Source organism: Hanstruepera flava, assembly GCF_023634025.1.
In the GTDB taxonomy this organism is placed as follows: Bacteria; Bacteroidota; Bacteroidia; order Flavobacteriales; family Flavobacteriaceae; genus Hanstruepera; species Hanstruepera flava.
Genome location: NZ_JALJCW010000003.1, coordinates 292,058 through 311,021 on the forward strand (window position 1 = coordinate 292,058; position 18,964 = coordinate 311,021).

Here is an 18,964-nt window from a genome sequence, read left to right on the forward strand (position 1 = left end):
TTATATAATTGAATTACTTCTTATTAAATTAATAATGACACTTACCACATTCCAAACCACCCATTTGAGCAGCTGTTAATTGGTCTACACCATACTTTTTAGATAATTCAGCATGAATTTTCTCGTAGTATGCGTTGTCTTTAACGTTTACATTTGTTTCTCTGTGACAGTTAATACACCACCCCATTGTAAGTGGTGCATACTGATACATAATTTCCATTTCCTCTACTGGACCGTGACATGTTTGACACTCAATACCTGCAACAGAAACGTGTTGAGAGTGATTGAAATAGGCGAAATCTGGTAAATTGTGTATTCTTACCCATTTAACCGGCTGCGTTTCTCCTGTATATTTTTGCTCGGCATCATCCCATCCAACTGCAGCGTAAAGTTTTTTAATCTCTCCATCGTAAAATTCCTTGCTGTATTCTGCCGAAGCTGTTTCTGGAGCAACCTCATAAATAGATTTATGGCAATTCATACATACATTAAGCGAAGGAATACCTGAAGTTTTACTCACTCTTGCAGAAGAGTGACAATACTTACAATCTATACCATTATCGCCTGCGTGAATCTTGTGTGAATAATGAATAGGCTGAACAGGCTGATATCCTTGGTCAACACCTACTTGCATTAAATAACCATAAACAAAATAACCACTAGCCAACAATAAGAAAATAGCAGTAACCAATACCAAAAATTGGTTTTGCACAAATGCTTTCCATATTGGTGTGCCTTTTGTTTCAGAAATGTCTACGCCTTTAGCTTCAGCAAAACGGTTAAGCGTCTGTCTAACCAAGACTAGCGCCATGGCTAATAGTGCAAATAAAACGGCTAAAGCACCAAGAATCATTTTATTTGAAATTCCGCCTTCCTGGCTTCCACTTCCATCTTGACCTCCTGTTACCTGCGCTACTACTGGCTCGGGCACATCTTCAGCTGTATAAGCTAGTATATGACTTATATCTTCATCTGTCAACTGTGGCATAGCAGTCATAGCCGCTCCACCATATTCGTCATAAATTTTGTTTGCGTAAGCATCTCCAGACTTAATTACAGCAGCACTGTTTCTAATCCAAGCAGCAATCCACTCTCTATCCAAGCCTTGTTCATCTGAAAGTCTTTGCTCTACTTTACGCAGTGCAGGACCTGTCATCTTCTTGTCTAATTTATGACAAGCAGCACAGTTGGCATTAAATAAAGATTTTCCTTTTGCTGGATCGCCTTCTTGAGCAGAAAGTGAGGTTGAAAACGCTAGTAAAATAATTAAACTTAAACGGAGAATGTTTTTGCCTAATTTTCGGTGATTCACCTGTTTCATATTATTAGTTGAATTAACTTCTAAACTTTGGTATGATTTTTTCATTTAATAAAAGAAAAAAATACAATAATAAAATCTCACGCAAAAGTAACATTTAAAGTCGATTTTAGAAATGTTACAGAACTGTTAATTGCTAATTTAGAGAAATTCTAAATAATAAAATAGGCTGAGTTTTAGTTATTATAATTTACTTTTGTATTAAATACTATTGAAAATGAATTTATTGAAACCTAAAAATATGGTGTTTCTAGCCTCATGTCTAATTTTAACTATGCAAATTAGCTTTGCACAAGAGGGCAGTTTAAACATTAATCAAGACCCAAAAATTGACAAATTGCTGGCTGTTAAAACATCTATGAACACATCTGAAACAGATTCTGAACGCTATAAAATTCAAGTCTTTTCTGGAAATCGTCAAGCAGAAGCCGAAAAGGCAAAGTCTATAGTTAAAACCAAAATGAGCGAATTACCTGTAATTACTGTATTTGAAACTCCAAATTACAAAGTTTGGGTTGGAAATTTCAGAAGTCGCCTTGAGGCAGATAGGGCACTATTGAAAGTTCAAAAAGAGTTTAAAAGTGCTTTTGTTTTTAAACCCAAAAAAGAAAAAGATTAAAACAAAAAAAGCGACCAATTGGTCGCTTTTTTTTAAGTATGTTTTCAAAGCTTATTTTAACTTCTTTTTTACTTCTACTTCTTGGAATGCTTCAATTATATCGCCTTCTTTAATATCGTTATAATTTTTGATTTGCATACCACAATCGTATCCTTTAGAAACTTCTTTTACATCGTCTTTAAAACGTTTTAACGAAGCCAGTTCGCCTGTGTAAACCACAACACCATCACGAATTAAACGTACACCTGAATTTCTGTAAATCTTACCGTTTGTTACCATACAACCAGCGATACTTCCAATTTTAGATACCTTAAATATTTCTCTAATTTCAGCTGTACCAGTTATCTCTTCTTTTAATTCAGGAGACAACATCCCTTCCATAGCATCCTTAAGATCATTAATAGCATCATAGATAATAGAATACATTCTGATATCGATTTCTTCTTTATCTGCTATTTGGCGTGCATTACCCATTGGTCTTACGTTAAATCCGATAATAACAGCATCTGAAGCAGAGGCCAACAACACATCACTTTCTGTAATTGGACCAACACCTTTATGGATAATGTTTACTTGAATTTCTTCAGTAGATAACTTTTGGAACGAATCTGTTAAGGCTTCAACGGAACCGTCCACATCACCTTTCAATATAATATTCAATTCTTGGAAATCACCTAATGCAATACGACGACCAATTTCGTCTAAAGTAATATGACGTTGCGTTCTAACCGATTGCTCGCGCTGTAATTGTGTACGTTTGGTGGCAATACTTTTCGCTTCCCGTTCGTCCTCAAATACATTGAACTTATCTCCTGCTTGAGGCGCTCCATCAAGACCTAAAATTGAAACTGGTGTAGATGGGCCAGCAGCTTTTACTTCTTTACCGCGCTCATCGTGCATAGCTTTTACTTTACCACTGTTTTTACCAGCAAGTACGTAATCGCCAACTTTTAATGTTCCCGCCTGCACCAAAATTGTTGAAACATAACCTCTACCTTTATCTAAAAAGGCTTCGACTACGGTACCTTGTGCCAGTTTATCTGGATTAGCTTTAAGCTCTAATAATTCGGCTTCAAGCAATACTTTTTCTAATAATTCTTTAACACCATCACCTGTTTTTGCAGAAATATCGTGGGATTGAATTTTTCCTCCCCAATCTTCAACCAACAGGTTCATGTTAGCCAATCCTTCTTTAATTTTATCTGGATTTGCCGTTGGCCTATCTATTTTATTAATTGCAAAAACAATTGGTACTCCTGCTGCTTGAGCGTGAGAAATGGCTTCTTTAGTTTGCGGCATGATATCATCATCTGCTGCAATTACAATAATAGCTATATCGGTAACTTGAGCACCACGAGCACGCATTGCCGTAAAGGCTTCGTGACCTGGTGTATCTAAAAACGCTATTTTTTGTCCGTTTTCCAATTGTACCCCATAAGCCCCAATATGCTGTGTAATACCTCCTGACTCACCTGCTATTACATTCTCTTCACGAATATAATCTAGTAACGATGTTTTACCGTGATCTACGTGACCCATAACGGTTACAATTGGAGCACGTGGTTTTAAATCTTCAGGTTTATCTTCAACTTCTTCAATAGATTCTTCTATATCAGCAGTTACAAACTCTACCTCATAACCAAACTCTTCAGCAACAATAGATAATGTTTCAGCATCTAAACGTTGGTTCATGGTTACCATCATACCAAGAGACATACAAGCCGAAATAATTTCAGTAACCGAAACATTCATCATGGTAGCCACTTCGCTTGCGGTTACAAACTCGGTAACTTTAAGGATTTTACTTTCTGCAGCTTCTGCCTGTAAATCTTTTTCTGTTTGTTCTCTATGTTGGTCCCGTTTTTCACGACGGTATTTGGCACCTTTACCTTTATTGGACTTTCCTTGAAGCTTTTCTAAAGTTTCACGTACTTGTTTTTGTACTTCTTCTTCACTAGGTTCTTCTTTAACAACATTTCGTCTACCTTTACCTTTTCCTTTAAAACGATCGTTTCCTCCTCGATTACCTGCGTTACCTCCTGCTCCTGGAGCTCCTGCCTTACTAATTCTACGACGTCTTTTCTTGCCAGGCTCAGAATTTTTAGAATCTGCTTTCTTTTCTTCTTTCTTCTTTTTAGGTTTATTAAACTGACTTAAATCAATTTTGTCACCAGCAATTTTAGGCCCTGAAAGTTTTTGGTATTGCGTTTCTACTTTCTCATCAACATCTGCTACTTCAGAAGTTTCAGCTTCTTTAGCTTTAGATTTTTCAGTAGATGTTTTAGGCTTTTTTGCTGTTTCTTTTTTAGGCGAATCCTCAACTTTTGGTTTGGTTGCAGCAGTTTCTTTTACTTTAGGTTTTTCTTCTACAGCTTCAGCTTTAGGCTCAACAGGCTTAACCTCTTTAGTTTTAGGTGCTTTCTTCTTGTCTGCATCCAAATCTATTTTGCCAACCTGTTTAGGTCCTGAAAGGGTAGTTTTAGCCTTTACGACCTCTTCCTCTTTTATGGTTGCAGCTTCTTTTGCCTTGGCTTGTTCTTTCTCTTCTAATTCTTTTTCGCGTTGTATTCTTAAAGCTTCTTTTTCTTTTTGCTTAGCTTCACTAACCTCTTGCGACTTCGCCTTTTTATTGGCATCTGTTTCAAACTCATCGTGTAAAAGTTGATGAACCTCTTCAGATATCTTTGTAGTCGGTCGCTTCTCTATTTCAATGCCCTTGGAATCTAAATACTCCACAGCACGATCTAGAGAAATATTAAGCTCTCGTAATACTTTATTTAATCTAATTGTGTCAGCCATAAATTGCCTTTAATATAACCTAAATATATGTTAATCTTCAAATTCCTCTTTAAGAATTCTAATAACATCAATAATTGTTTCTTCTTCTAAATCTGTTCGTTTAACTAAATCCTGAACATCTTGTTCTAAAATACTTTTAGCAGTATCTAGACCTACCTTATTAAATTCTTCGATGATCCATGATTCTATTTCATCAGAGAATTCTCTTAATTCAACATCTTCTTCTGCGCCTTCTCTAAACACATCAATCTCGTAACCTGTTAGTTGGCCTGCCAATCGAATGTTATGTCCACCTCTACCAATGGCTTTACTTACCTCTTCTGGTTTTAAAATGGCTTCGGCACGTTTATTTTCTTCATCAATCTTTATTGATGTTACACGTGCTGGGCTTAATGCTCTGGTAATGTACAGCTGTAAGTTATTCGTATAATTAATTACATCTATGTTTTCGTTTCCTAATTCGCGGACGATACCGTGAATTCTAGATCCTTTCATCCCAACACATGCTCCTACAGGGTCAATTCTGTCATCATAAGAATCTACAGCTACTTTAGCTTTTTCCCCTGGAATTCGCACGACATTTTTAATGGTAATTAAGCCATCAAAAACTTCAGGGATTTCCTGCTCGAATAATTTTTCTAAAAATTCTGGAGCAGTTCTAGACATAATGATAGCTGGCTTGTTGCCTTTAAGCTCAACACTCTCAATAATACCGCGAACGTTATCACCTTTTCTAAAGAAATCTGAAGGAATTTGTTTCTCTTTTGGTAAGATTATCTCATTCCCTTCATCATCCAATAAAATGACTGCTCTATGACGTATATGATGAACCTCTGCAGTATATATGTCTCCAACTAAATCTTTAAACTGCTTATAAATGTTAGTATTATCGTGCTCATGAATTTTTGAAATTAAATTCTGGCGCAAGGCCAAGATTGAACGACGCCCTAAATCTATAAGTTTAACTTCTTCAGAAACATCTTCTCCTACTTCAAAATCTGGTTCAATTTTACGTGCTTCTGTTAAAGAAATCTCTTGGTTTGGATCTTCAACTTCACCATCAGCGACAACTATTCGGTTTCTCCATATTTCTAAATCTCCTTTATCTGGATTTATAATAATATCAAAATTATCATCATCACCAAACTTCTTCTTTAATGCATTTCTAAATACATCTTCTAAAATCGCCATTAACGTTACACGATCGATTAATTTATCGTCTTTGAATTCTGAAAAAGATTCAATTAACGCAAGATTTTCCATATCTCTATTTGAATTAAAATTTTATCATAACTTTTGCTTCCACTATCCTATCTATAGGAATATTAGCTTCTTTTTGAACCGTTACTTTTCCTTTACCTACTGGTTTTGGTTCGCGTGCTTTCCATTGCACTGTAATATCATTCTCGGTTGCCTTTACTAGGTTTCCCTTTACAACATCGTTTGACGTTTTTATCTCTAAATCCCTACCAATGTTTTTTACATACTGTCTTTTGTGCCTCAACGGTTCTGTTGCGCCAGCAGAAGCTACCTCTAGAGAAAAATCCAGTTCTTCTCGATCTAAATTATGCTCAATAGCTCTACTTACAAAAACGCAATCGTCTACCGTTACACCATTATCGCCATCTAAAATGACCTTAATAGCATTATCATTGCCAACAGATAAATCTATGAGAAATAAATCTTCACGTTCATCTAAAGCCTTTTCCAACAAATTTTCGACAGTTGTTCTAAACATTTTTTGGTATAAAAAGAGGGGACTTTCCGTCCCCTCATTTATTCTTTATTCTTTCAACGATGCAAATATACAATAATTAAATTGATTTGCATAATGATTAAAATATCAATTTTTATTCTTAATTTTAAACTGACTAATTAAACTAAAAACTCCTCTTAAATGAAAAGAATACTCGTTCCTACAGATTTTTCAAAACAAGCCGAAAATGCATTGCAAGTTGCTGCTCAATTAGCAAGAAAACATGATAGCGAAATTTATTTATTGCATATGCTGGAGCTGCCTTTGCACCAAGTAGATGCCTTAAGCAACCATAGCGAATTGCCTGAAGCTGTATTTTTCATGAAATTGGCACATAAAAAGTTTGAACAGACCATGAGCCAAGATTACCTAAAGGATGTTACTGTTCATGAAACTGTAGACTTTAATAATACACTTACTGGTATTTCAAACACCTGTAAAGAGCACAATATTGATTTGATTATCATGGGATCTCATGGTGCAAGCGGATTTAAAGAAATGTTTATTGGCTCGAACACCGAAAAAGTTGTAAGAACAGCAGAAGTTCCCGTATTAGTTATTAAGAACCACCATGATCAATTCAGAATAGATAATTTTGTTTTTGCTTCTGACTTTAAAAACGACAACAAAGAAACTTTTAAGCAAGCAGCTACTTTAGCTAAAGCTTTTGATGCAAAAATTCATTTATTATTTGTAAATACTGCCAGTAATTTTACAACAACGGCTACTGCAAAAGCACGTATTTTAGATTTTATAAAAGATGCTGACTTTGACAATTACACCATATCTATATACAATGATGAAACAGTAGAAAAAGGTATTTTGAATTTTTCACACATTATAGGAGCCGATTTAATTGGAATCAGTACTCATGGAAGACAGGGCATAGCACACTTCTTTAATGGCAGTATAAGTGAAGATTTAGTAAACCACGCCAAAAGACCAGTGGTTACTTTTAAAATCTAATTAACACAAGAGTAAAAAGTAAAAAAGTCTTTCAAATAACTTGAAAGACATTTTTGTTGGCCTACTAGGGCTTACCTCGACTTCGCTCGGTATAAACTTCTCGCCTAATTATTTTACTAAATAAAAAAATCCCGACTCAAATCATGAATCGGGAAGCAAAATTACTTGTTGGCCTACTAGGGCTCGAACCTAGACTCTTCTGGACCAAAACCAGACGTGTTGCCAGTTACACCATAGGCCATTGTGTAAATGAGGATGCAAATTTATAACAAAGTTTTGTTTGCACAAACATTTTTTAAATAAAATAATATCTAAAATACTTAACGTTTCCTTAAAACTAGTCTTCATTTGATAATTATTGTTAAATTCGCCTAGTCTAACAAACATCAATTTCATGGCACATATTAGCTTTAAAAAATGGAACAATTTATTAGCTTGGTTTTCATTTTTAGTTGCTTTAATCACATATAGTCTAACTGTTGAACCTACTGTAAGCTTCTGGGATGCAGGAGAGTACATATTAACCTCTTCAAAACTGCAAGTAGGGCATCCACCTGGAGCTCCATTATTTCAAATGTTTGGTGCCTTTTTCTCAACCTTCACTTTTGGGAATAATGAATTGATAGGTTATATGATGAATATGATGAGTGCCGTAGCCAGTGCATTTACCATTCTATTTATGTTTTGGACCATAAGCATGCTGTTGCAAAAATTGGTTGGCACTCCAAAAAACTTAAGTAGTACACAAAAAATTGCTGTTTTAGGAAGTGCCTTAGTAGGTAGTTTAGCATTTACATTTACCGATTCTTTTTGGTTTAATGCTGTTGAAACCGAAGTTTATGCCATGGCTACCTTAATCATGTCTGTGTTATTTTATTTAGCACTACGTTGGGAACGTGACATGGATAAACCTCGCGGCAACCGATGGTTAATATTAATAGCCTTTGTCATAGGGCTTTCCTTCGGTGTCCATTTTATGGGCTTGCTAACCATTCCAGCTATTGGATTAATTTATTATTTTAAAAATTACAAAGAGATTACCTTAAAGAATTTTATAATTGCTAACGTAGTTTCAGTTGCCATTTTATTATTCATCTTTAAATTGTTAGCACCTAATATCTTAAGGTATTTTAGTGCTATGGAAATTTTCTTTGTGAACTCTATTGGCCTGCCATTTAATTCTGGATCAATTATAGCTGGCCTCCTTTTGGTTGGTTTAGTTTATTTTGGATTAAAATATACACGTGAAAAACAATACAAACATTTAAACACAGGCATACTTTGCTTAACCTTTGTAATTATAGGATTTTCATCGTGGCTCATGCTGCCAATTCGTGCTAATGCAGATGTGGTTATTAATGAAAATGACCCTTCTGATGCTAGAGAATTATTGGCTTACTACAATCTTGAGCAGTATCCTGAAACGCATTTGTTTTATGGCCCACAGTTTACCGATCAATACTCTGGTTTAGATGAAAACGAACCTTATATAGATGACAAACCCAATTATGAAAAAGACGAAAAAACAGGCAAATATGTCATTATAAACGATTGGGAAAAAGCGAGACAAAACTATAATGCTAATCACGCCTCCATTTTACCGCGAATGTGGAGTGGTGAAAACGCTGAAAACTATATGATTTTTACTGGTTATTTAGATTTTAAATTAAAACCTGAATACCAAATGGAGAATGAACTTCGTGGTGCCATAAGTAATTTTAAAAACGAGGTTGCACGCGGCATGGTTGATTATGAAGACTACCATAATTTTTTATTGCAGTTTAGAGAATATATTGACGTTAAAAAGCCGTCTTTAGGAAACAACATAGCCTATATGATGGAATACCAATTAGGGTATATGTACTGGCGCTATTTTATGTGGAATTTTGTTGGGAGACAGAATGATGTACAAGGAAAACTTGACGATTTTAACGGCAATTGGTTGAGTGGTATAAACCTTATTGATGAGTGGCATTTAGGATTACCTCAAGACAATTTACCGAGTGATGTTAAAAATAACAAAGCCAGAAACACCTATTATTTCTTACCTTTAATTTTAGGCTTGATTGGCTTGTTCTTTTTATACAATAAAGACAGAAAACTATTTTGGGTTATGTTGGTGTTTTTCCTGTTTACAGGTTTAGCCATTCAAGTATATACCAACGTAAGACCATTTGAGCCACGCGAACGTGATTATTCTGTTGTAGGTTCCTTTTATGTGTTTGCCCTTTGGATAGGATTTGGTGTCTATGCCATAATTGATGCCTTAAAAGCTAAAATTCAATCTAAATTACTGGCTCCAGCCGTAACGGTTTTATGTTTGGTATTGGTTCCTGGAATTTTGGCTGCCAACAATTGGGACGATCATGATCGTTCAGGTAAATACACAGCAAAAGCTATGGCCAAAAAATATCTTGATTCTTGTGCCGAAAATGGCATTCTCTTTTCAATTGGTGATAATGACACCTTTGCATTGTGGTATGCCCAAGAAATTGAAGGATATAGAACAGATGTACGTGTTGTTAACACCAGCTTATTCCAAACCGATTGGTACATAGACCAAATGAAACGTAAAGCTTATGAGAGCGACCCCATACCTTCTAAATTAACCCATGAGCAATACCGCTATGGAACTAGAGATTACGTCATGAAAAAACTATATGTTTATGATGAAAAAGGCAGACCTAAACGCCTACTTAATAAGGATACCCTATTAATCGATGACTTTTTAGATTTTGTGACAAGCGATAATCCTAAAACAAAATTCAAATATATTTTACAGCAACAAGGTGAAGACCCCAGTTACTATCCCTCACAGTTAGTCAATTCTAATTATTTCCCAGTTGAATACGTGCAAATTCCAGTAAACAAAGAAAATGCTCTTAAATATGGTATTGTTAAAGAAAAAGACTCCGCAGATATTGTGGACTATATTACAATTAAGATTACTGATGGTGCCTTATACAAAAACCGTTTATTAATGTTGGACGTTGTTGCCAATAATGATTGGAAACGCCCTATTTATTTTACGGGTGGCGCATTTGGTAATGACGATTACATTTGGATGAAAGACTACTTACAACTTGATGGCATGACCTATAAACTGGTGCCCATTAAAACACCTGTAGATAAAGCCAATCCGTTTGATATGGGCCGTGTGGATAGTGACCTAATGTATAATAAGGTTGTAAATTGGGATTGGGGCAATAGTGGTAGTCCAGATATTTATTACGATACGGAAACACGTCGAAATTCAATTACCTATAGAGGTAATCTAGCGCGTTTAGTTGAACAGCTAATTAATGAAGAGAAGTTTGATAAAGCCGAAGAAATAGCTGACATTGCTATGGAGAAAATGCCTGTAGATTACTTTGGCTTCTACACATTGCTAGAACCTTATATTAGTGCTTACTATGAAGTTGATGCGAAAGAAAAGGCACAAAAGCTATTTAAAGATGTCGCTACCAAATATCAAGAGAATTTAACGTATTATAGCAAATTAGATCCATTGCAGCAACAACAGGTATTTGAAGAAATATATACCGACATTGAACGCTACAAAAGCATTGTAGATGTGCTTTTGGAATACGATCCTGATTTTGCAGAAGCAGAAGTGAAAACGTTTACCAGCTATCTAAATCTCTTCAGGCATTTCTATGGTGATGATGAACCAGAACCCGAAGAACCAGAACCACTTGATATTGATATTTTACAGACTGACACTACCATTGCTCCAGAAGAGTAACCTCACTCCTAAAAGCAATGCGCATTGTACCAGTTAAAACGCCAACAGTAGTAAAAAAACTCCTCCCAGATTATATTTGGGAGGTTTCTACTACTGATAAAGTAATTTACTTAACCTTTGACGATGGACCCACTCCAGAAATCACCAATTGGACACTTAATACATTAAAAGAATATAATGCTCAAGCTACGTTTTTTTGTATTGGCAACAACATTAAAAAGTATCCTGAAATATTCCATAATATACTTGATCAAGATCATGCCATTGGCAACCATTCCAATACACATTTAAAAGGTTGGCAAACCAATAAAAAAGAATATGTATCAGATATTCAAAACTGCCAAAACATAATAAATTCGGAAATTGAAGGAAGAAATTTAACAGAGCCCAAAATGTTTAGACCGCCTTATGGGCAAATTAAACCCAAACAAGGTAAAGCACTATTAGAATTAAATTATAAAATAATCATGTGGAATGTATTATCATTCGATTGGGACAACTCCATTAATCCAGAAACATGTTTAAACAATGTAACTGCTAAAACAGAACCAGGCAGTATCATTGTATTTCACGACAGCCTTAAAGCTTCTAAAAATTTGAAATACACACTCCCAAAAATTTTGGAATATTTTGGTAAAAAGGGATATTCGTTTAAATCTCTAAATATCTAAACGTACTCTTGAATAATACCTATTAAGGTATTGGCATCTTGTTCGCCACTATGGCGCCATTTCATTTCGCCGTTTTTGTAGATAATCAATGTTGGCAACCCTTTTACACGAAGCGCTTCGGCTAACTCCTTATTTTTATCAACATCAATTTTAATGACTTTGGCTTTATCGCCAAGGGCAGCTGCAACATCTCTTAAGACGGCATGCATAGCTGTTGACTGTTCATTCCATTCCGTGAAAAAATCCAACAAAACTGGAATGTTTACATCTATTAGTTCCCCAAATTTTGACATACATTAAAGTTTTAAGTCAAATGCTGTTATACAAATATAACATTTCCTTGCAATTAAGCATTATTTACACCCTTTTTAAGTTCAATAACGGTTATTTCGGGCCATATTCCTACACGCCCAGGAAATGCATGATAGCCGAATCCACGATTGACATTAATAAACCTACCGAATTCACTGTATAAACCTGCCCATTGCTTATACACATACTGCGAAGGACTCCATCTAAAGAAACCAGGGATTTCAATACCCATTTGTAAACCATGAGTATGGCCACTTAAGGTTAGATGGTAGTTGAAATCGTCTTGCTTGACTTTATATTCCCAATGGGAAGGATCATGTGTCATGAGGATTTTAAAATCATCTTTATTGACTTGGGAAGAAGCCTTATCTAGATTACCAGCTTGATTAAACCCTTTACCCCAATTCTCTACACCAATTAAAGCAAGTTTTTGACCATCTTTTTCTATGTAGCGATGTTCATCCAATAATAGATCAAAACCAATTTTGGGATGAATATCCTTAACCGCTTGAAAATTACTCACTTTATCTTCAGGTTTTTCCCATTTTACATAATCGCCATAATCATGATTACCTAGAATAGAATATTTTCCAAATGGCGCTTTTAGCTCTTTAAAAATATCTATCCAATCATTCATTTCTTCTGCTTTATTGTTTACAATATCACCAGTAAACAACATTAAATCAGATTGTTGTTCATTAATTAAATCGACACCATACTTTATCTTTTCCTTATTGGTAAAACTACCTGAATGGATATCAGAAATTTGAGTGATTTTAAATCCATCAAACGCATCTGGTAAATCATTAAAAGTCAATTGATATTTTAGAACTTTGTAATTATAACGCCCTTGCCAAATACCATATAGAAATGAAGCGAATGGAATAGCGGCAATACCAAGTGCAACTTTAGAAATAAATGCTCTTCTGCCAGCAAAATCATTGGTTTCTCCAGGAGATAAATATGAGAATGTTTTAACCAATACTCTAACAACATCTTCGCCAAAAAGTATTAGCATTAAAACTATTTTAGGAATTAAAAAAGTAATTAATAAACCTGATGCAAATTGAAAACCAACCGTCTGACCTGCGCTTCTTGGGGTTGAAAAAATTGTATAAGCAAAATTAATATAGACAGCTAAAGAAATAATTATCCAAATCCAACGAATTATACGACTTTTAGTAAGCGTTCTAATGGCTTGAAAGGCATAAATCTCAATAAGTAAAAATACTATAGAAAATATAATAATAGTAATTATCCAGCGCGACATACAGTTCTTTAATTAAAGTATTACAAATATACTCTCAATAAAATCATGAAATTTTAATATCGTGTTAATTTTTAATCTGGTTTAAGGTTTTAATTTTCAAGTCGTTAATTGAATTTGTTTTGGTTATAAATGTTATGATTTTTATTTGATTTGGAAGTAAATCAAAATAATTGTCGGAAAAGTGCCCCTTTTCATTACAATAAATAAACACATCTTTTTGAAGCGTTTTACTTGAGAGTTCTATTTCAAATCCTCTATCTGTTTTAGTAATTGTTTTTTGAATAGTTTGCGGTTTAAGTTTGAGATCTTTTGGTTTAGCAAAATAATGCAAGTTTGAATAACCATTACCTTCAATCCACAAAGTAGTTGATTCCTTATCAAAATCAATATCATTTAAATCCAAACTAAAAATTTGTTTACTTCGATTTCCAGGAACCTTATCATAAACCTGTTTATGTAAAATACGCTTACCATTAAAATCTATTAAACTAACATTAAGATTTAATGAAATATCTTCCAAACTATCATTTACAGCATAAGTTTTTAAAACATTGTTTTTAACTTTTGATGAAATCAAGACATTTTCAAAACTATGTTTAGCTTTATAATGCAAGGCTTTCCAATTGCCAAAAAAGTCAATACTAGACCACGATATAGCAGGCCAACAATCATTAAGTTGCCAATATAGGGTTCCCATATTGTATGGTTTTGCTCTTCGGTGAGCTTCAATGCCTTTTGTTATACCATAAGCCTGTAGCAGCTGGCTTATATAAACATAATCTTCAGTATTGTTGGGTACCGGAAAATCTCGAGCCATATACTCATCAATTAACTGAAAACCTCGTACATGTTTTTGATGGTTTTTAAAGCCTTCTGATGTAATATCAAGTGAATCATTCTGATTGATATAGTTAATCACTTCATAACTTGAAAAACTTTGAAAGCCAAACTCACTCATAAATCGTGGTACATGTTCTTCCAAATGCTCAAACGAATAGGCATCATGCCAAATCCACCAATCGTGCGCATCGCCTTCAAATTCATACTTTGGGTTTCCACGACCATATTTTGGAGAACTTTCCCAATAATCCGTATCTGAATATTGCCCGACTGTTCTTGGCAAAATAGAATCAAAAACCTTTAAATAATTATTCCAAATTTCATTTTTTTCAGCTTCACTTCTACCATTTTGCCAACCCCAACGATGCCAGCCTTCAGAGTTTTCATTATTACCACACCATAAGGCTATAGATGGATGATTACGTAAACGCTTAACATTATCAATCGCTTCTTGTTTTACATTTTCTATAAATGCGTTATCACCAGGATACATGGCACAAGCAAACATAAAATCTTGCCAGACCAAAATGCCTTTTTCATCACATAAATCGTAAAATATGTCATTTTCATAAATACCGCCTCCCCAAACACGCAGCATATTCATGTTGGCATTAACCACATCATTTAGCAATTTTTCATAATGATCCTCTGTGACTTGATTTTGAAAACTATTTTGTGGAATGTAATTGGCTCCTTTGGCGTATACAGGAACATCATTGACTTTAAAATAAAACGATTCGCCAACACTATCTTTTTCAGTAACGAGCTCAATAGTTCGTAATCCTATTTTTTTAGATATACTATCCAAAACCGTTTCCCCATCTTTTACCACAACTTTAATATCGTACAAATAGGGCTCGCCTAAATTATGAGGCCACCAGCGTTTTGGATTATTGATTTCGAAATTAATTTCTGATTTCTGATTTTTGGTTTCTAATCGTTCAATGAATAATGAATCATCTACATAAACGCTGTAGGTCAATTCTTTATCTAACAGTGTTTTATTTTGAAGTTGTATTTGAAGTTTGGCGTTTTCATCTGAAAGTTGGAGTTGATTTATATAAATATCCTCAATCTTAAAATCATCCCAAGCATTTAACGTAATTGGTCGCCAAATACCACTTGTTTTTAATTTTGGACCCCAATCCCAGCCATATTGAAATTGGGCTTTTCTAGTAAAAATCCGGTTACCTTCTGGTAAGGTGTAATTAAGATTTGCTTTAGCTTGTTCTTCATGCTTTGATGTGTTTTCAAAAACAATTCGCAATTCATTTTCTGCTTTCAAAAGTGATTTAATATCTACCAAAAACTTACGAAATGCGTTATTTGTTTTCAGAACTAAACTATCATTTAAAAACACCCTAGCATAAGAATCTAGTCCTTCAAAATTCAGCTCAATATGGTTTCTTTTTAATGTTTTAGCATCAACTTGAAAGTTTGTTTTATACTCCCAATCTGTTTTGGAAACCCATTGCACCTTATCTTCATTATTACCTATAAAAGGGTCTGGTATTTTACTATGGTCTAACAAATCTGAAAATACATTTCCTGGAACAGTTGCTGTTTCCCAAATAGAATCGGTTACGGCTTTAAACTGCCAATTATCGTGCAATTCTATGCTTGTTGGAACATTGTTTTTTTTGCTACAACCAAAACAACAAAGCACTATTAAAATGATGTAACTAAACCTCATCTTGAATTATTTTTAATATGCTATTTATTTTATCTACATCTGAAACAGTTTGTGCTGTATTTCCAAAGTATATAGAAGATTCGTCATTTATAACTTTTGATGCTGACGCATGGATTTCTTCAAAACCAGCTTTTTTAAATTGATATACATTTTCTGAATTTATACCACTCCCAACCAAAATTTTGATTTTATTTTTTGCTTGTTCTTTTAACTCCTTCAATAAGTTAATACCTTCCATAGCATTTGGTTTTTGCCCAGAAGTTAAAACACGCTCAACTCCTAATTGAATTAATTGTTCCAATGACTCTTGAGGGTTTGGTACGCAATCAAAGGCACGATGAAAGGTAAACTGCAAGGGTTTAGATAATTCAACGAGTTCTTGAGTTCGTTTTATGTCAATGGCATTATCAATATTCAAAACACCTGAAACAATTCCGTGACATCCCAAATCTTTACATATTTGAATATCTTGTTTTATAATTTCGAATTCAGCAGAAGTATAGTAAAAATTGCCACTACGAGGGCGAATCAATACAAACACAGGAATAGTTAAAGCTTCAACTACTTGTTTTATCAATCCATAACTTGGTGTGATACCTCCAACAGATAATTCGCTGCACAACTCAATACGATGTGCTCCTGTTTCTTGAGCATTTATTGCAGATTGATAGGAATTGGTACAGATTTCTAGAAGCATTTTAATTAATAATTATTTCATCTATAAATGTCCAAGCATTGTTTCCTGAACCTTGCTTCCCTTCTGGAATGATCCCGTAATTCGGAATTTTTAATTTTATAAATCGTGTTGAAATGTTCTTATCTAATGAAATATTTACTAAAACATCTTTCGTGTCTGGAATATGTAACGTTTCTGTTTCGTCATCAAATTCTATCTTAATTTCTTTAGGTGCATAAATCCATTGACCTTGTCCGTTATGAAATCGCGTTTCAATAGAGCTAATCTCTTTTGTTTCGCCTAAATCTATAGTAATTTCAATATCATCTCCCCAAAACCCTAACCATTCCTTATCACCATAACGACTATCACTTCCAGAAACACCATTTATTAATCCTTTTGCTCCACTACCTGAATAGGCTTTATGTGGCTCTTTATTAATGCTTATCTTCTTACCAACTGCTTTGTGAAGATTTATGGTTTCTGAAAAGTTACTACCTAATTTTTCGTCTTTATTAAATACTGCTGCTTTAATAATCATTGACATATTTATCTTGATAGGTTTGACGTAAACATTCGACTTGTTATTTGGTTCCGAACCATCAATGGTATAACGAATTTGCTTTCCTTGAGTTAAGGTATTTAATTGATATGATAAGTTTTCATCTGAAATCAATTTCCCTTCAACTTCATATAAATGATTGGCATAATTAATACCTAAAGCATCTAATCGTTTATTAAAATGCTCAACACGATTTACAAAATCTGAATAATTCTTTTGTTCAGGATTAGACCAAACCACCTCACTCATTGCCAACATACGTGGAAATGCCATATACTCGACTTGTTCTTGAGTTGGCATATATTCGGTCCAAATATTGCCTTGCGCACCTAATACAAACTTCGACTCTTCAGTAGAAAGTTCTTCTGGAATTGGATTGAAATTGTAAACTTTTTCCAATGGCAGATAACCACCAATTGCCAATGGCTCATTATCGTTTTCAGATTGGTAATAATCAAAATAACAATGTGATGTTGGCGTCATTACCACATTATGGCGCTGTTTAGCAGCTTCTACTGCGCCATTTATACCACGCCATGACATAACCGTTGCGTTTGGCGCCAAACCGCCTTCTAGAATTTCATCCCAGCCTATAATCTGCCTACCTTTAGAATTCAAATATTTTTCAATTCTCGTAATGAAATAGTTTTGCAATTCATGTTCATCTTTTAACCCTTCTTCCTTGATGCGTTGTTGACAATCTTTACAGGTTTTCCAATGTGTTTTTGGTGCTTCGTCGCCTCCAATATGTATATATTCACTTGGAAATAAAGTTATAACCTCATCCAATACATTTTCTAAAAATTGAAAAGTTTCGTCTTTCGTGCAATATACCTCTTCAAAAACGCCCCATTTTTTAGCCACTTCAACTTGTTCTCCAGTGCAACCTAATTCTGGATAGGCTGCAATAGCTGCTTGGCTATGTCCTGGCATTTCTATTTCTGGAATAATGGTAATATTACGGGTATTTGCATAAGCAACAATATCTTTTATCTCATTTTGTGTGTAAAACCCACCATACTTTTTACCATCAAATTGATGTGGTTGATCGCTGTAATGACCTACTAGAGTTTCATCTCTGTAAGCTGCTATTTCTTGAAGTTTTGGATATTTCTTAATCTCTATTCGCCAACCTTGGTCTTCGGTTAAATGCCAATGGAATGTGTTCATCTTTAGCATAGCTAACGCATCGATGTATTTTTTAATAAAAGCGACCGAATACATATGGCGACCAACATCTAAATGCATACCACGATATTTGAATCTGGGTTCATCTTCAATTTTAATGCATGGAATGCTTACTTCTTCTTTATTGAATGAACCATCTTCGAATGCGACTGGCAGTAGTTGTCTTATAGTTTGAATAGCATAAAAAGCACCTCTGTCTGTTTTGGCATGTATCTCAATATTTGAAGGTGTAATATGTAACTTATAACCCTCATCATTATTTATTGTTTCATCTTTTATTAGAGCAATCGCATTATTTTCTTTCAAAATAATACTGCTACTATGCTCAATAAATGACTTTAAAAAATTGGCAGAAATATTAAACGCTTTATCATATTCAATGCCTGTATTACTATTCAAAACAAACTGTCCTTCAACAGTTTCTTGATTTTGAGGAATTGGAATAATTTGCGATGTAACAATTTCATGAGGTTTGTTTTTACAATTGAAAATAACACCTATAAAAACAAAGTAAACGATTAATTTCTTGATTGGCATTTTAGTATATTA

At 34.3% G+C, this 18,964-nt stretch carries 13 protein-coding genes and 1 tRNA gene; 4 read left to right on the forward strand and 10 right to left on the reverse strand.

What is annotated here, in order from left to right:
* Positions 1-28 precede the first annotated feature (28 nt).
* Positions 29-1,321 carry a c-type cytochrome gene (locus MTX13_RS11420; protein ID WP_250435739.1) on the reverse strand — a complete coding sequence of 431 codons (1,293 nt, stop codon included), beginning with the start codon at positions 1,319-1,321 and terminating at the stop codon, positions 29-31.
* A 214-nt stretch (positions 1,322-1,535) separates the two neighbouring features.
* Here MTX13_RS11420 and MTX13_RS11425 point away from each other — a divergent pair, with 214 nt between their 5' ends.
* The gene (locus MTX13_RS11425) at positions 1,536-1,937 is read left to right on the forward strand and encodes an SPOR domain-containing protein (protein WP_250435232.1); all 402 of its coding nucleotides are present in this window, start codon (positions 1,536-1,538) and stop codon (positions 1,935-1,937) included.
* A gap of 51 nt (positions 1,938-1,988) precedes the next feature.
* Here the strand turns inward: MTX13_RS11425 and infB are convergent, their stop codons facing one another.
* Genes infB through rimP form a run of 3 tightly spaced genes read right to left on the reverse strand, consistent with a single transcriptional unit; the run spans position 1,989 to position 6,474 of the window.
* Complete coding sequence (infB, locus tag MTX13_RS11430) at positions 1,989-4,736, reverse strand: translation initiation factor IF-2 (protein ID WP_250435240.1); 2,748 nt, start codon at positions 4,734-4,736, stop codon at positions 1,989-1,991.
* A 30-nt stretch (positions 4,737-4,766) separates the two neighbouring features.
* Complete coding sequence (nusA, locus tag MTX13_RS11435; RefSeq protein WP_250435244.1) at positions 4,767-5,999, reverse strand: transcription termination factor NusA; 1,233 nt, start codon at positions 5,997-5,999, stop codon at positions 4,767-4,769.
* 13 nt (positions 6,000-6,012) lie between these two features.
* Complete coding sequence (gene rimP, locus MTX13_RS11440; RefSeq protein ID WP_250435245.1) at positions 6,013-6,474, reverse strand: ribosome assembly cofactor RimP; 462 nt, start codon at positions 6,472-6,474, stop codon at positions 6,013-6,015.
* 159 nt (positions 6,475-6,633) lie between these two features.
* Between rimP and MTX13_RS11445 the strand changes: the two genes are divergently transcribed.
* Complete coding sequence (locus MTX13_RS11445; RefSeq protein WP_250435247.1) at positions 6,634-7,458, forward strand: universal stress protein; 825 nt, start codon at positions 6,634-6,636, stop codon at positions 7,456-7,458.
* Between the two features lie 168 nt (positions 7,459-7,626).
* On the opposite strand, the gene MTX13_RS11450 is transcribed toward MTX13_RS11445, so the two are convergent.
* Positions 7,627-7,699, reverse strand: a tRNA-Gln gene (locus MTX13_RS11450).
* 153 nt (positions 7,700-7,852) lie between these two features.
* Between MTX13_RS11450 and MTX13_RS11455 the strand changes: the two genes are divergently transcribed.
* Both MTX13_RS11455 and MTX13_RS11460 read left to right on the forward strand, forming a co-directional pair.
* Complete coding sequence (locus tag MTX13_RS11455; protein ID WP_250435254.1) at positions 7,853-11,203, forward strand: glycosyltransferase family 117 protein; 3,351 nt, start codon at positions 7,853-7,855, stop codon at positions 11,201-11,203.
* 17 nt (positions 11,204-11,220) lie between these two features.
* A complete protein-coding gene (locus MTX13_RS11460) occupies positions 11,221-11,874 on the forward strand; it encodes a polysaccharide deacetylase family protein (protein WP_250435256.1) in 654 nt (217 codons plus the stop codon).
* On the opposite strand, the gene MTX13_RS11465 is transcribed toward MTX13_RS11460, so the two are convergent.
* The 5 genes from MTX13_RS11465 to MTX13_RS11485 form a co-directional block, all read right to left on the reverse strand.
* Positions 11,871-12,167 carry a thioredoxin family protein gene (locus MTX13_RS11465; RefSeq protein ID WP_103051734.1) on the reverse strand — a complete coding sequence of 99 codons (297 nt, stop codon included), beginning with the start codon at positions 12,165-12,167 and terminating at the stop codon, positions 11,871-11,873. The two genes, MTX13_RS11460 and MTX13_RS11465, sit on opposite strands and share 4 nt — an antisense overlap.
* A 53-nt stretch (positions 12,168-12,220) precedes the next feature.
* Positions 12,221-13,456, reverse strand: a complete 1,236-nt coding sequence (locus MTX13_RS11470; RefSeq protein WP_250435265.1) for a metallophosphoesterase — start codon at positions 13,454-13,456, stop codon at positions 12,221-12,223.
* A gap of 64 nt (positions 13,457-13,520) precedes the next feature.
* A complete protein-coding gene (locus tag MTX13_RS11475; RefSeq protein ID WP_250435267.1) occupies positions 13,521-15,989 on the reverse strand; it encodes a beta-mannosidase in 2,469 nt (822 codons plus the stop codon).
* Positions 15,979-16,686, reverse strand: a complete 708-nt coding sequence (locus tag MTX13_RS11480; protein WP_250435272.1) for a copper homeostasis protein CutC — start codon at positions 16,684-16,686, stop codon at positions 15,979-15,981. Before MTX13_RS11480 ends, MTX13_RS11475 begins: the two co-directional genes overlap by 11 nt.
* A gap of 1 nt (position 16,687) precedes the next feature.
* Positions 16,688-18,952 (reverse strand): glycoside hydrolase family 20 protein, encoded by a 2,265-nt coding sequence (locus tag MTX13_RS11485; RefSeq protein WP_250435274.1) that lies wholly within the window; start codon positions 18,950-18,952, stop codon positions 16,688-16,690.
* Positions 18,953-18,964 lie beyond the last annotated feature (12 nt).

Bases quoted from the DNA above. Each gene is read 5' to 3' on its own strand.
- MTX13_RS11420 (WP_250435739.1), bottom strand. From the start codon at position 1,321: ATGAAACAGGTGAATCACCGAAAATTAGGCAAAAACATTCTCCGTTTA.
- MTX13_RS11425 (WP_250435232.1), top strand. From the start codon at position 1,536: ATGAATTTATTGAAACCTAAAAATATGGTGTTTCTAGCCTCATGTCTA.
- infB (WP_250435240.1), bottom strand. From the start codon at position 4,736: ATGGCTGACACAATTAGATTAAATAAAGTATTACGAGAGCTTAATATT.
- nusA (WP_250435244.1), bottom strand. From the start codon at position 5,999: ATGGAAAATCTTGCGTTAATTGAATCTTTTTCAGAATTCAAAGACGAT.
- rimP (WP_250435245.1), bottom strand. From the start codon at position 6,474: ATGTTTAGAACAACTGTCGAAAATTTGTTGGAAAAGGCTTTAGATGAA.
- MTX13_RS11445 (WP_250435247.1), top strand. From the start codon at position 6,634: ATGAAAAGAATACTCGTTCCTACAGATTTTTCAAAACAAGCCGAAAAT.
- MTX13_RS11455 (WP_250435254.1), top strand. From the start codon at position 7,853: ATGGCACATATTAGCTTTAAAAAATGGAACAATTTATTAGCTTGGTTT.
- MTX13_RS11460 (WP_250435256.1), top strand. From the start codon at position 11,221: ATGCGCATTGTACCAGTTAAAACGCCAACAGTAGTAAAAAAACTCCTC.
- MTX13_RS11465 (WP_103051734.1), bottom strand. From the start codon at position 12,167: ATGTCAAAATTTGGGGAACTAATAGATGTAAACATTCCAGTTTTGTTG.
- MTX13_RS11470 (WP_250435265.1), bottom strand. From the start codon at position 13,456: ATGTCGCGCTGGATAATTACTATTATTATATTTTCTATAGTATTTTTA.
- MTX13_RS11475 (WP_250435267.1), bottom strand. From the start codon at position 15,989: ATGAGGTTTAGTTACATCATTTTAATAGTGCTTTGTTGTTTTGGTTGT.
- MTX13_RS11480 (WP_250435272.1), bottom strand. From the start codon at position 16,686: ATGCTTCTAGAAATCTGTACCAATTCCTATCAATCTGCAATAAATGCT.
- MTX13_RS11485 (WP_250435274.1), bottom strand. From the start codon at position 18,952: ATGCCAATCAAGAAATTAATCGTTTACTTTGTTTTTATAGGTGTTATT.